We start from the raw sequence: 12,434 nt of genomic DNA, 5'->3' as shown, positions 1-12,434 counted from the left end.
CCTCGGGATAGGCTCTGGAGAAAGGAGGCGGATCATGACGGAGAACACTCACTCGATTCCGGGCGCCGATCACGCGCGACCGGAGCGTCCGCGCACGGCCGAGCTGCTCGTCGTCACCGGCCTGTCCGGGGCGGGGCGCTCCACGGCGGCGAACGCCTTGGAGGACCAGGGGTGGTACGTCGTCGACAACCTGCCGCCGCAGATGCTGCAGACGCTGGCGGATGTGGTCTCCCGCTCGCCGGAGGCCATCCCGCGCCTGGCCGTCGTGATCGATGTCCGCGGCAAGGCCCTGTTCGATGACATGCACGACACGCTCTCGGCCCTGGAGGCCAACGGCGTGGAGTTCTCGATCCTGTTCCTCGAGGCCTCGGACGAGGTCCTGGTCGCGCGCTACGAGCATCAGCGCCGCCCGCACCCGCTGCAGGCGGGCGGGCGGATCCTGGACGGCATCGCCGCCGAGCGTCGGCTGCTCGCCGCGCTGCGGGAATCCGCCGACGTCGTGCTGGACACGTCGTCGTTCAACGTCCACGGTCTGTCCAAGGCCGTTGCGGACCTGTACTCCACGAACGGGCCGGTGGTCCTGCGCCTGACCGTCATGAGCTTCGGCTTCAAGTACGGCGTGCCGGCCGATGCCAACTACGTCGCCGACGTCCGCTTCATCCCCAACCCGCACTGGGTGCCGGCGCTGCGTCCGCGCACAGGCCGGGACAAGGAGGTGCGCGACTACGTCTTCCAGGGGGAGGGCGCCCGCACCTTCCTGGAGCGCTTCACCTCCATGCTCGAGCCGGTCTTCGAGGGCTACCGCACGGAGAACAAGCACTACGCGACCATCGCGATCGGCTGCACGGGCGGCAAGCACCGCTCGGTGGCCATGACCGAGGAGGTCGCCAAGCGGCTGTCCAAGCTGCCGCGCGTCGTGGTCAACGTCGAGCACCGGGACGTGAGCCGCGAGTAGCACCTCGCCGAGCCACGATCGCCACGAACACCTGGACCGCACCATGACCGAGAATCCCCTCTCCGCCGTCCCGCCGCTGGGACGCTCGCCGCACAGCCCCCGCATCGCCGGTGCCGCGCCCCGCCCGCGGAGTCAGACCGGCCGCTCCGTCGTCGCGCTGGGCGGCGGCCACGGCCTCTCCGCCTCCCTGTCCGCGCTGCGACTGCTGACCAAGCAGCTCACCGCAGTGGTCACCGTCGCCGACGACGGCGGCTCCTCGGGCCGTCTGCGCCAGGAGCTCGACGTCCTGCCGCCCGGAGACCTCCGGATGGCGCTGTCCGCGCTGTGCGATGACTCCGACTGGGGGATGACCTGGCGCGACGTCATGCAGCACCGCTTCGACTCAGGGCCGGAGCGGCTCAGTTCACTCGACGGCCACGCGCTGGGCAACCTGCTGATCGTGACCCTGTGGGAGCTGCTCGGCGATCCCGTCGAGGGTCTGCGCTGGGCCGGTGCCCTGCTCGAGGCCGAGGGCACGGTGCTGCCCATGTCGCTGACTCCGCTGGTGATCGAGGGCGACGTCCCTGATGAGAACGCCCCCGACGGACTGCGCACCGTGACCGGTCAGGTGGATCTGGCGCGGGAGCCGTACATCCGCGACGTCCGCCTCCTGCCGGTCGATGCCGAGCCGTGCCTGCAGGCCCTGAGCGCGATCGAGGCCGCGGACTGCGTGATCCTGGGGCCGGGCTCGTGGCACACCTCGGTGCTGCCGCACCTGCTCCTGCCGGAGATGCGACAGGCGATCCGTGCGACTGAGGGCATGAAGATCGTGACCATGAACCTCTCCCGCGATTCGGAGACCCAGGGCAAGACGAGCGCCCAGGAGCTCGAGATCCTGCGCCACTACGCATCGGATATCGGCATCGACGCCGTCGTGGCCGATCCCACCTCGGTGGAGGACCGCCAGGCCCTGGAGCGAGCGGCGGCGCGGATGGGCGCGATCGTGCACTTCGCGGATCTGCGCAGGGCCGAGGGCCTGGCGATCCACTCCCCGCTGAAGCTCGCGGCCGCGTACCAGGAGGTCATGGAGCGCTGAGCGGACAGCCTGCTCGCGCGGTCAGCGGGCTCCGTGCGAAATGGGCGGTGTCCAGGGGCTGCGGCTATGGTGTCTCGGTGCCTCCGGCGCCGGTGAGGCGCTTGGGGAGCACCCCGACACCTTCCGCACCGAAAGGAATCTGATGTCCCTCACGGCATCGGTCAAGGACGAGCTCGCCCGCACCGAGGTCACCAAGGCCTCGGAGCGCCGCGCCGAGCTCTCCGCCGTCCTGCGCTTCTGCGGCGGTCTGCACATCGTCTCCGGGCGCATCGTCATCGAGATCGAGCTGGACACGGCGGCGGTCGCCCGGCGCATGAGGGCCATCGTCATCGAGGAGTTCGGCCACGCCTGCGAGCTCGGCGTGATCTCGGGCGGCGGGGGTCTGCGCCGCGGCAGCAACTATGTCCTGCGCGTGGTGCGCGACGGCGAGGCGCTGGCACGTCGCACCGGTCTGCTTGATGCGCATGGACGCCCGGTGCGCGGACTGCCGCCGATCGTGGTCAACGGCTCGGTCGGCGATGCAGCCGCCGTCCTGCGCGGCGCGTTCCTGTCCCACGGCTCGCTCACCGAGCCCGGGCGCTCCGGAGCCATGGAGTTCACCTGCCCCGGCCCCGAGGCTGCGCTCGCCCTCGTGGGCGCGGCGCGTCGGCTGGACGTCATCGCCAAGGCGCGGGAGGTCCGCGGCGGGGACCGCGTGGTGATCCGCGACGGCGACGCGATCGCCGCCGTGCTGACTCGCATGGGCGCCCACGACTGCCTCATGACCTGGGAGGAGCGGCGCATGCGCAAGGAGGTCCGTGCGACCGCCAATCGTCTGGCCAACTTCGACGACGCCAACCTGCGGCGCTCGGCGCAGGCCGCCGTGGCGGCAGGAGCGCGCGTGGAGCGGGCCATGGAGATCCTGGGCGAGGACATCCCCGAGCATCTGCGCATGGCCGGTGAGCTGCGCCTGGCCAACAAGCAGGCTTCCCTGGATGAGCTGGGGCGGCTCTCGGAGCCCGTGCTGACCAAGGACGCGATCGCCGGTCGCATCCGCCGTCTGCTGGCCATGGCAGACCGACGGGCCGAAGAGCTCGGGATCGCCGGCACCGAGGGCGGGGGGCCCGAGGAGCACGCCCGCGGCTGAGGCATGCCGGTAGCGACCAGCCGCCGACGGTGATGTTGCTTCGTGTGGGTTTGTCTGCCGCAGTGGCCTCAGGAACCCGCGCATTTCTCTGCGACCCTCTGGGATTCTGCGTCCTATGCCATTAGACTGAAAGGGACGAGAGGCTGGAGGGCCCGGAGCGGCACGATGGATCCGGGAGCACCGATCGGAACGTGTGATCAGTTGCGTTCCCTCGGAAACCCACTCAGCCTCGAACGATCAGACGAATGCCCCGCTCTCAGCGCCGGGACGGACTGGTCGGGGCCTCGTCGCACGACGTCACCTCAGAAAAGGAGATCGATCGCAGTGACCATCAAGGTTGGCATCAACGGCTTCGGCCGCATCGGACGCAGCTTCTTCCGCGCAGTCCGCGAGCAGGGCGAGAACATCGAGATCGTCGCCGTGAACGACCTCACCGAGGCGCAGACGCTGGTTCACCTGCTGAAGTACGACTCCATCAACGGCCGCTTCCCGGGTGAGGTCTCGCTCGAGAACGACACCCTCACCGTGGACGGACACGAGGTCAAGCTGCTGGCCGAGAAGGATCCGGCGAACCTGCCCTGGGGCGAGCTCGGCGTGGACATCGTCGTGGAGTCCACCGGCTTCTTCACCAACGGCGACGCTGCCAAGGCCCACCTGGAGGCCGGCGCCAAGAAGGTCGTCCTGTCCGCTCCGGGCAAGAACATCGACGGCACCTTCGTGTTCGGCGTCAACGCGGACTCCTACGATCCCGCCACGCAGAACATCGTCTCCGGCGCGTCCTGCACCACGAACTGCCTGGCTCCCATGGCCAAGGTCCTCAACGACGAGTTCGGCATCGAGCGCGGCCTGATGACCACCATCCACGCCTACACCTCGGATCAGCGACTGCAGGACGCCCCCCACAAGGACCTGCGCCGCGCCCGCGCCGCCGCCCTGAACATGGTCCCCACCACCACCGGTGCGGCCGCGGCCGTCGGCCTGGTGCTGCCGGAGCTGCAGGGCAAGCTGGACGGCTTCGCCGTGCGCGTTCCCACCCCCACCGGTTCGCTGGTGGACCTGACCATCGACGTCGAGAAGGACGTCACGGTCGAGTCGGTCAACGCCGCCATGAAGAAGGCGGCCGAGGGCTCCATGAAGGGCATCATCGAGTACAGCGAGGATCCCATCGTGTCCAAGGACATCGAGGGCTACCCGGTCTCGACCGTGTTCGACGCCCCGCTGACCAAGGTCATCGACAACCAGGTCAAGGTCATCGCCTGGTACGACAACGAGTGGGGCTACACCTCCCGCCTGGTCTCCCTGACGAACCTGGTCGCCTCCAAGTTCTGATCCGGCCTCGGCACGACCGCCTGCTCGGCCCCGGCCGGCACCTGGTCGTGAGGCACCTCGCGCGCGGGGCACTGCAGCTGATCGCTGCGGCGCCCCGCGCGCTGTCGTCTGCGTCTTCGCGCGGCGACTTCCGATCCGCTGCGCCATTCGGCCCCGCACACGGGATACTGGAGGCAGTCCGCGTCACGGACCCGCCGAACCCCGTGCGGGGGCCGCACCTGAAGCCACAAGAAGGGAACACCGCCATGGCCAAGTCACTGGATGATCTGCTCGCCGAGGGCGTCTCCGGACGCCGCGTCCTGGTCCGCTCCGATCTCAACGTGCCGCTCGACGGCTCGACCGTCACCGACGACGGCCGCGTCCGGGCCTCGCTGCCCGTGATCACCAAGCTTTCCCAGGCTGGCGCCCGTGTCATCGTCTGCGCCCATCTGGGCCGTCCCAAGGGCCAAGTCGACCCGCAGTACTCGATCGCCCCGGCCGCGAAGAAGCTGGCCGAGCTCTCTGATCTCGACGTCAAGGTCGCCTCCGATGTCGTGGGCGAGGGCGCCCGGGCCAAGGCGGAGGCTCTGACCGACGGTCAGGTCCTGGTCATCGAGAACGTGCGCTTCGACCCGCGCGAGACCTCCAAGGACGAGGCCGAGCGCCAGCAGTTCGCGCAGGAGCTCGCTGCGCTCACCGGGCAGGACGGCGCCTTCGTGGGCGATGCCTTCGGCGCCGTGCACCGCAAGCACGCCTCCGTCTACGACATCGCCAAGATCCTGCCCTCCTACCTGGGCGATCTGGTCAAGACCGAGGTCGATGTCCTGACCAAGGTCGTCTCCAACCCGGACCACCCGTTCGTCGTGGTCATGGGCGGGTCCAAGGTCTCGGACAAGCTCGCCGTGATCGAGAACCTCATCGGCCGAGCCGATCAGCTGCTGATCGGCGGCGGCATGGTCTTCACCTTCCTCAAGGCGCAGGGCTACTCGATCGGCTCCTCGCTCGTGGAGGACGATCAGCTCGACACCGTGAAGGGTTACCTCGATCGCGCGGCGGGGGAGGGCACGGAGATCGTGCTGCCCACCGACATCGTCTACTCGGCCTCGTTCAGCGCCGACGCCGAGCACGAGGTCCGTCCCGTCGAGGACATCGAGGGCGGCTCCATCGGCGACTCCGGCATGGGCCTGGACATCGGACCGGACTCCGCCAAGGCCTTCGCGGAGGCCATCCGCGCCGCCAAGACGATCTTCTGGAACGGGCCCGCGGGCGTGTTCGAGATGGAGGCGTTCTCCGGCGGCACCCGGGCGATCGCCGAGGCGCTGGCCGAGGGCTCGGGCATGTCCGTCATCGGCGGCGGCGACTCCGCAGCCGCCGTGCGCACGCTCGGCTTCTCGGATGACCAGTTCGGACATATCTCCACCGGCGGCGGCGCACCCCCGCACCGACAGGCCCCGTGGGCCGCACACGAAGGAGACTCCCATGACCTCGCAGACCAATGGCGCATTCGATCGCACTCCGCTGATCGCCGGCAACTGGAAGATGAACCTCGACCACCAGCAGGGCGTGGCCCTGCTGCAGAAGCTGGCCTGGACGCTGCAGGACGCCAAGCACGACTTCGACCGCGTGGAGGTCGCCGTGTTCCCGCCCTTCACGCACCTGCGTTCCGTGCAGACCGTCGTGACCGGCGATGACCTGCCCGTGCGCTTCGGCGGCCAGGACCTCTCGGATCAGGACTCCGGCGCCTACACCGGCGACATCTCCGGTGAGATGCTGACCAAGCTCGGCTGCACCTACGTGCTGGTCGGGCACTCCGAGCGCCGCACGATCCACGGCGAGACCGATGAGCAGTGCCTGGCCAAGATCGAGGCCGCCCACCGCCACGGCCTGACCCCGGTACTGTGCGTCGGCGAGGGCCTGGAGGTCCGGGAGGCCGGCCAGCACGTGGAGCACACCCTCGAGCAGGTCCGCGGCTCGATCAAGGGCCTGTCGGCCGAGAAGGTCGCCGAGCTGGTCATCGCCTACGAGCCCGTGTGGGCCATCGGCACCGGCAAGGTCGCCGGCCCGGAGGACGCCCAGGAGATGTCCGCGGCCATCCGCGCCGAGCTCGGGAAGCTCTATGACGAGCAGACGGCCCAGTCGACCCGCATCCTCTACGGCGGCTCCGTGAAGTCCAAGAACGTGGCGGAGATCCTGCGCGGCAAGGATGTCGACGGCGCCCTGGTCGGCGGCGCCAGCCTCGATGCGGACGAGTTTGCTAGCATTGCGAAGTTCGAGCAGCACCTCACGACCGACTGATCCGACTCGGTCGGCTGCACGGATCACGACTTCAGAGGGAGATCCATGGAGATCCTGCAAGACATCCTGCTGGGGATCATCGTCCTCACCAGCGTCCTGGCGGTCGTCCTGGTCCTGCTCAACAAGGGCAAGGGCGGCGGACTGTCGGACATGTTCGGCGGCGGCATGACCCAGTCGCTGAACACCTCGGGCGTCGCGCAGAAGAACCTCGTGCGGCTGACCACCACGGTGATCATCGTCTGGGCCCTGTGCATCGCCGCCTACGGCATCTCGATGCGATTCGTGGACTCCGCCTCCGGCGTCCCCGGTCTCTGAATCAGCGGTCACCGGCAGAAGAAGCCCCGCCTCCCCGTGAAGGGGAGGCGGGGCTTCTGCCATGTCCGGACGCGGCCCGGAAGCTCTCAGCTGTCGGGAAGGGCGTCCGCCGTTCCGTAGAGCCGCGTGCTCACGGTGCCCGTGGCACCACAGGCCGGGGTCTGCTCGCGCGGACCGCCTGCCAGCAGACGACCCACGGCCTCGGCCTTGTCCGCACCGGCCACCACGAACCACACATGCTCCGCGGTGCGGATCAGCGGCAGCGTCATGGACACCCGCAGCGGAGGGGGCTTGGGGGAGTCGTGGACGGCGACGACAGTGGCCTCCTCGATCTCCAGCTCCGGGTGGCCGGGGAAGACCGAAGCCACGTGGCCGTCCGGGCCGACGCCCAGCAGGGCCACGTCGATCGGCGGCAGCTCGGCGGTGCCCTGATCGGCGGCCGCGGCGCGCAGCTCCTCGAGATAGTCCAGGGCCGAGGCCTCCGGGGTGGCGAACTCACTGGAGCTGCCGATCACGTGGACGTTCTCCGGCGGCAGCTGCAGCTCGGGGGCTGCGGAGGTCACGGCATCCATGGCCTGCTGGACATTGCGCTCGGAGTCGCCGCGCGGCACGAAGCGCTCGTCCGACCACCAGAAGTCGATCCGGGACCAGTCGAGCTGCTCCTGCGTGATCCGCGACGCGGCGGCCAGGGCGGCGATCGTCTTGGTGCCCATGGTTCCGCCGGTGAGCGCGATCGAGGCGCGCCCGCGCTGGGCCTGGGCCTGCGCCAGGACGCCGATTACCTCACGGGTCACCAGCTCGGCGAGCTCGTCCTTGGATGCGCAGACGCGGATCTCGGGTGCGCTCATGACTGCTCCTCCTCGCTGTGCTCCTGCTCGGAGTCCTCCGCGCCGTCGGTCTCGGTGTCCGAGTCCTGTGCGCCGTGCTGCTCGGCGCGCGTCAGAGCCTCGAAGTCGACCACGGAGCACAGGACATCGCCGTAGACCTCATCCGGGTCCAAGCGGCGCAGCTCCTCGGCCAGGCAGGCGCTGAGGGTGCGGTGCGGCAGTGCGACCTTCTGGTCCCGCTGCCCCGGCTGGCTCAGCGTGGCCAGGGTGTCGCCGGGGCGGTCCAGGACGATCTCGCCGTCCTCGCGGACCAGGCGGACCGTGTCCAGGCCGTGCTCGGAGTGCTCCGTGTGCTCCAGGCGCACCGGGCAGTCCAGCCGAGAACCCAGCCAGGACCCCAGCAGCCGGACGCGGGAGGAGTCCTCGGCGCCGGTGATGACGACCTCGACCATGGGGCTGGCCGGGGCCTGCTCGTAGGCCGCCGAGAGCTGGACGCGCCACATGGTCAGCCGCGTCCAGGAGATGTCGGTGTCGCCGGGACGGTAGTTGGCCGCCAGGTCCGCCAGCGTCTGCACGACGTCCTCCGCGGTGGTGGAGTCGGTGATGCGGCGGTGGGCGATCCGGCCGATCGATGACTCGGCCGGGCAGACCGGCACGCGGTGCGGCCACCAGACCACGATGGGGGCGTCCGGCAGCAGCAGCGCCGAGACCAGGGTCTCGGTGGGCTCGGCGAGCTCGCCGTAGCCGTGCAGCACGACGACCTCCGAGGCGCCGGCGTCGCCGCCGGCGCGGACCTGGGCGTCCAGGCGCGTGGAGTCGTTCACGGAGTGCGCCACGTGCATGATGATGCGGCACGGGTGCTCGTGGGAGGCCTCGATCGCAGCATCCAGGGCCTTCTCGGAGTGCCCGGCTTCGGCCACGATCACGAGCGTGAGGACGCGGCCCAGGGTGACGACCCCGCTCTCCTCGCGCAGGCGCTGCAGGGTCTTGTCGACGTCTGTGGTGGTGGTGTTCTCGAGGGTGATGATCACGGTCGCCTCCAGGTCCTTCCTTCTCGCTGCATCAGCCGGTCCGCCGATGCGGGTCCCCAGGAGCCGGGGGCGTAGGTCTCGGGGCGGACGTCGTGGTCGGCCCAGTACTGCTCGAACGGGTCGAGGATCTTCCAGGACAGCTCGACCTCCTCGTGATCCGGGAACAGCGGCGGCTCGCCGAGCAGCACGTCCAGGATCAGACGCTCATAGGCCTCGGGGGAGGACTCGGTGAAGGCGTGGCCGTAGCCGAAGTCCATGGTGACGTCGCGGATCTCCGACTGCGTGCCCGGGACCTTCGAGCCGAAGCGGATCGTGACGCCCTCGTCCGGCTGGATGCGGATCACGACAGCGTTCTGGCCGAACTGCTCGGTGTCGTGCGGGGTGAACAGGCGATTGGGGGTGCGCTTGAAGATCACCGCGATCTCCGTGACGCGCCGGCCCAGGCGCTTGCCGGCGCGCAGGTAGAACGGCACCCCCTGCCAGCGGCGGTTGTCGACCTCCAGACGCAGCGCAGCGAAGGTCTCCGTGCGCGAGTCGGCCGGGATGTCCTGCTCCTCGAGGAAGCCCTTGACCTCCCCGCCGCCCTGCAGTCCTTCGCCGTACTGGCCGATGGCCGAGGACTCGCCGAGGTCGTCTCCCAGCACGACCGCCGAGAGCACCTTGGCCTTCTCGTAGCGCAGCGCGCGCGCGGTGAAGCTGCCGGGCTCCTCCATGGCGGTCAGCGCCAGCAGCTGCAGCAGGTGGTTCTGGATGACGTCGCGGGCGGCGCCCACGCCGTCGTAGTACCCGGCTCGGGTCCCGATGCCGATCGACTCCGCCATGGTGATCTGCACATGATCGATGTGATCGGCGTTCCACAGGGGCTCGTACATGGCGTTGGCGAAGCGCATGGCCAGGATGTTCTGGACCGTCTCCTTGCCGAGGTAGTGGTCGATCCGGAAGATCGCGTCGTGGGAGAACACGGACTCCACGATCGAGTTGAGCTCCTTGGCGGATTCGAGATCGTGGCCGAAGGGCTTCTCGATGACCACGCGGCGCCAGCCCTCGGCCTCGGGGTTCTCCGCCAGGCCGTGCTCGGCCAGCTGCTGGCACACGAGCTCGAAGGCTTTGGGCGGGATCGAGAGGTAGAAGGCGTGGTTGCCCCGGGTGCCGCGGTCCTCGTCGAGCTCGGCGAGGACCTCGGCCAAGCGGTCGTAGGCGGCGGAGTCGTCGAACTCGCCCTGCACGAAGCGCAGGCCAGCGGCGAACTGCTGCCACACGGTCTCCTGGAACTCGGTGCGGGCGTTGGCCTCCACCGACTTGCGGGCGTAGGCGGCGAAGTCCTCATGGCTCCACTCGCGGCGTCCGAAGCCGACCAGCGAGAACGACGGCGGCAGCAGGCCCCGGTTCACGAGGTCGTACATGGCGGGCAGCAGCTTCTTGCGGGCGAGATCGCCCGTCACGCCGAAGAGCACGAGGGCCGACGGTGCGGCAACGCGGGCCAGGCGGCGATCGCGGGGATCGCGCAGCGGATTGGTCGAAGGAGGTGCGGAATGCGGCACGGGGCTCCTCTGGAGAGCAGGCGGTGGAGTGCGGGCACGTCGCTGGGTGCGCGCGGCACCCGGGCGTCGGGCAATGACGAGACTACTCCTGCCCGACGACGGCCGAGACGCGACGGCGGGAGAGGAGTCTCGGGGCGAGAGCCGGGCCTGGAATCAGGCAGGCACGATGGCCGGACTCCCGATAGAGACGTCCCGCTGCGCCATCGGCGACAGGGCCTGCCGGCGCAGCGGGACGAGTGTGATTCAGCCCGGCCGATCAGCGGCCGAGGATCGCGTGCAGGACGTCGAGGATCTGGCTCACACCGGTCTCGCGATCGGTGAGTCGCAGCTGCAGAACCGGCCGATCGTGCTCGCGCAGGACCTGGGCGTCGCCGTCTGCCTGCGCGGAGATCAGCTCGCCGAAGGTGAAGTCGCCTCCCGGGATGTCCAGGTCGGTGTCCGAGGCCGCGGTGATCTGCAGGAACGATCCGACCGGGGTGCCGCCCTTGTGGAACTGACCGGTCGAGTGCAGGAAGCGCGGGCCCCAGCCGAACGTGGTGGGACGGTGGGTGATGCTGGCCAGCAGCGGACGCGCGTCCTCGAGCTCGGTCCAGGTCAGGCGGTCGAAGTACGCCTGCACGGCCAGATAGCCGGACTCCGGCAGGGTCTTCAGCAGCGCCTGGATGGCACCGCGCAGATCCTGAGCCCCGCCCAGCAGATCGGCTGCCCCGCGGATCTCCACGGAGCCGTCGACCAGATCGGCCTGCGTGGGCTCGGGCTTGTCGGCCAGCAGGGCGCGGGTGGCGATCTTGGCGGACTCCACGTCCGGCTGATCGAACGGGTTGATGCCCAGCAGGGCACCGGCGACCGAGGTGGCGGCCTCCCACAGCAGCATCTGGGCGCCGAGCGACCCGGCGACGGCAACTGCGTCGACGTCCCCGGTGAGCACGGACTCGTCATCGGAGCCGACCAGCAGCGCGGGCAGGACGTCGGCGGCCACGGGAGCCTCGAGCTCGGGGGCATCCTGGCCCACGACGACCGGAAGGATCCCGGTGCCCAGCTTGCCCGTGGACTCGGCGATCAGCTGCTCGGCCCAGTCGGCGAATCCGACGATGCCCGAGCCGCGGTCCTGCAGCACGATCTTGTCGCGCAGCGGAGAGGTGCCGCCCAGCGCTGAACCCAGGCGCAGGGCCAGGTTGTCGTCGGCGTCCTCGCGCAGCATCTCGGCGGCGGCCTCGGCGTCATCCAGCAGACCGGCGATGTCCGCACCGGCCAGACCCGAGGGGACCAGGCCGAAGGCCGTCAGCGCCGAGAAGCGCCCGCCCACGGTGGGATCGGCGTTGAACACGGCGCGGTAGCCGGCCTCGCGAGCGGTGCTGTCGAAGGGGGAGCCCGGGTCGGTCACGACCACCAGTCGGCGTGCGGGGTCGATCCCGGCGTCCGAGAACGCCTTCTCGAAGGCCCGGCGGGCAGAGTCGGTCTCCACCGTGGAGCCGGACTTGGAGGAGATGATCGCGGCGGTGCGCCCGATGCGATCGGACAGCGCCGCCTGGACCATCACAGGATCAGTGGAGTCGAGCACGAACAGCTCGACGCCTGCCGTGCGTGTGATGACCTCCGGTGCCAGGGAGGACCCGCCCATGCCAGCGAGCACGAAGCGGTCGACGCCCTCGGCCTCGAAGGAGGAGCGCAGGGAGAGGATCTCCTCCACGAGCGGGCGGGAGACGTCGTGGGCATCGACCCAGCCGAGGCGCTTCGAGGCCTCGTCCTCGGCCTCAGCACCCCACAGCGTGTGGTCCTTGGCGAAGAGCCGGGACGCGAAGCGGTCCTCGACGAGCTGCGGGATGTGACGGTCGATGGCCTCGCGGGCAGCGCCCGCGGCGGTGACGGAAAGAGTGCTCATGATGTCCTCTCGCTGAGCGGGGCTTCCGGGGCGGCCACCGGGGCCGTCCTGCCTCGCGGTCCAGTGCTTGAAGTCCTGC

10 protein-coding genes and 1 pseudogene are annotated in these 12,434 nt (G+C 69.8%); 7 read left to right on the top strand and 4 right to left on the bottom strand.

Annotated elements, in window-relative coordinates:
- Positions 1 to 34: 34 nt before the first annotated feature.
- The 7 genes and pseudogenes from rapZ (at position 35) to secG (ending at position 7,074) form a co-directional block, all read left to right on the top strand.
- On the top strand, positions 35 to 955 hold the full coding sequence (gene rapZ / locus M3E84_RS06040) for an RNase adapter RapZ (RefSeq protein ID WP_259895322.1): 921 nt from the start codon (positions 35 to 37) through the stop codon (positions 953 to 955).
- A gap of 43 nt (positions 956 to 998) precedes the next feature.
- Positions 999 to 2,030, top strand: a complete 1,032-nt coding sequence (gene yvcK / locus M3E84_RS06035; protein WP_259895320.1) for a uridine diphosphate-N-acetylglucosamine-binding protein YvcK — start codon at positions 999 to 1,001, stop codon at positions 2,028 to 2,030.
- 142 nt (positions 2,031 to 2,172) lie between these two features.
- Positions 2,173 to 3,156 carry a DNA-binding protein WhiA gene (whiA, locus tag M3E84_RS06030; protein WP_259895318.1) on the top strand — a complete coding sequence of 328 codons (984 nt, stop codon included), beginning with the start codon at positions 2,173 to 2,175 and terminating at the stop codon, positions 3,154 to 3,156.
- Between the two features lie 324 nt (positions 3,157 to 3,480).
- Positions 3,481 to 4,485: a type I glyceraldehyde-3-phosphate dehydrogenase gene (gap, locus tag M3E84_RS06025; protein ID WP_259895316.1), complete on the top strand. Its 1,005-nt coding sequence runs from the start codon at positions 3,481 to 3,483 to the stop codon at positions 4,483 to 4,485.
- A 245-nt stretch (positions 4,486 to 4,730) separates the two neighbouring features.
- A pseudogene (locus M3E84_RS06020) lies at positions 4,731 to 5,897 on the top strand (phosphoglycerate kinase); the annotation flags it as partial.
- Positions 5,898 to 5,943: 46 nt separating this feature from the next.
- Positions 5,944 to 6,759, top strand: coding sequence for a triose-phosphate isomerase (gene tpiA, locus M3E84_RS06015; protein WP_259895314.1), 816 nt, complete (start codon positions 5,944 to 5,946; stop codon positions 6,757 to 6,759).
- 45 nt (positions 6,760 to 6,804) lie between these two features.
- A complete protein-coding gene (gene secG / locus M3E84_RS06010; protein WP_259895312.1) occupies positions 6,805 to 7,074 on the top strand; it encodes a preprotein translocase subunit SecG in 270 nt (89 codons plus the stop codon).
- Between the two features lie 86 nt (positions 7,075 to 7,160).
- Here secG and pgl read toward each other — a convergent pair whose 3' ends face one another.
- The 4 genes from pgl to M3E84_RS05990 form a co-directional block, all read right to left on the bottom strand.
- Entirely contained in the window at positions 7,161 to 7,922 is a 762-nt protein-coding gene (pgl, locus tag M3E84_RS06005) for a 6-phosphogluconolactonase (protein WP_259895310.1), read from the bottom strand.
- A complete protein-coding gene (locus tag M3E84_RS06000; protein WP_259895308.1) occupies positions 7,919 to 8,932 on the bottom strand; it encodes a glucose-6-phosphate dehydrogenase assembly protein OpcA in 1,014 nt (337 codons plus the stop codon). The genes pgl and M3E84_RS06000 overlap by 4 nt, the downstream gene beginning before the upstream one ends.
- Positions 8,929 to 10,440: a glucose-6-phosphate dehydrogenase gene (zwf, locus tag M3E84_RS05995; RefSeq protein WP_396415575.1), complete on the bottom strand. Its 1,512-nt coding sequence runs from the start codon at positions 10,438 to 10,440 to the stop codon at positions 8,929 to 8,931. Before zwf ends, M3E84_RS06000 begins: the two co-directional genes overlap by 4 nt.
- Before the next feature lie 289 nt (positions 10,441 to 10,729).
- The gene (locus M3E84_RS05990; RefSeq protein WP_259895305.1) at positions 10,730 to 12,355 is read right to left on the bottom strand and encodes a glucose-6-phosphate isomerase; all 1,626 of its coding nucleotides are present in this window, start codon (positions 12,353 to 12,355) and stop codon (positions 10,730 to 10,732) included.
- Positions 12,356 to 12,434 lie beyond the last annotated feature (79 nt).

Origin of the sequence: Kocuria sp. p3-SID1428, assembly GCF_025149945.1 — a bacterium.
In the GTDB taxonomy this organism is placed as follows: Bacteria; Actinomycetota; Actinomycetes; order Actinomycetales; family Micrococcaceae; genus Kocuria.
This window is presented reverse-complemented; position numbering and strand designations above follow the sequence as displayed.

Bases quoted from the DNA above. Each gene is read 5' to 3' on its own strand.
- rapZ (WP_259895322.1), top strand. From the start codon at position 35: ATGACGGAGAACACTCACTCGATTCCGGGCGCCGATCACGCGCGACCG.
- yvcK (WP_259895320.1), top strand. From the start codon at position 999: ATGACCGAGAATCCCCTCTCCGCCGTCCCGCCGCTGGGACGCTCGCCG.
- whiA (WP_259895318.1), top strand. From the start codon at position 2,173: ATGTCCCTCACGGCATCGGTCAAGGACGAGCTCGCCCGCACCGAGGTC.
- tpiA (WP_259895314.1), top strand. From the start codon at position 5,944: ATGACCTCGCAGACCAATGGCGCATTCGATCGCACTCCGCTGATCGCC.
- secG (WP_259895312.1), top strand. From the start codon at position 6,805: ATGGAGATCCTGCAAGACATCCTGCTGGGGATCATCGTCCTCACCAGC.
- pgl (WP_259895310.1), bottom strand. From the start codon at position 7,922: ATGAGCGCACCCGAGATCCGCGTCTGCGCATCCAAGGACGAGCTCGCC.
- M3E84_RS05990 (WP_259895305.1), bottom strand. From the start codon at position 12,355: ATGAGCACTCTTTCCGTCACCGCCGCGGGCGCTGCCCGCGAGGCCATC.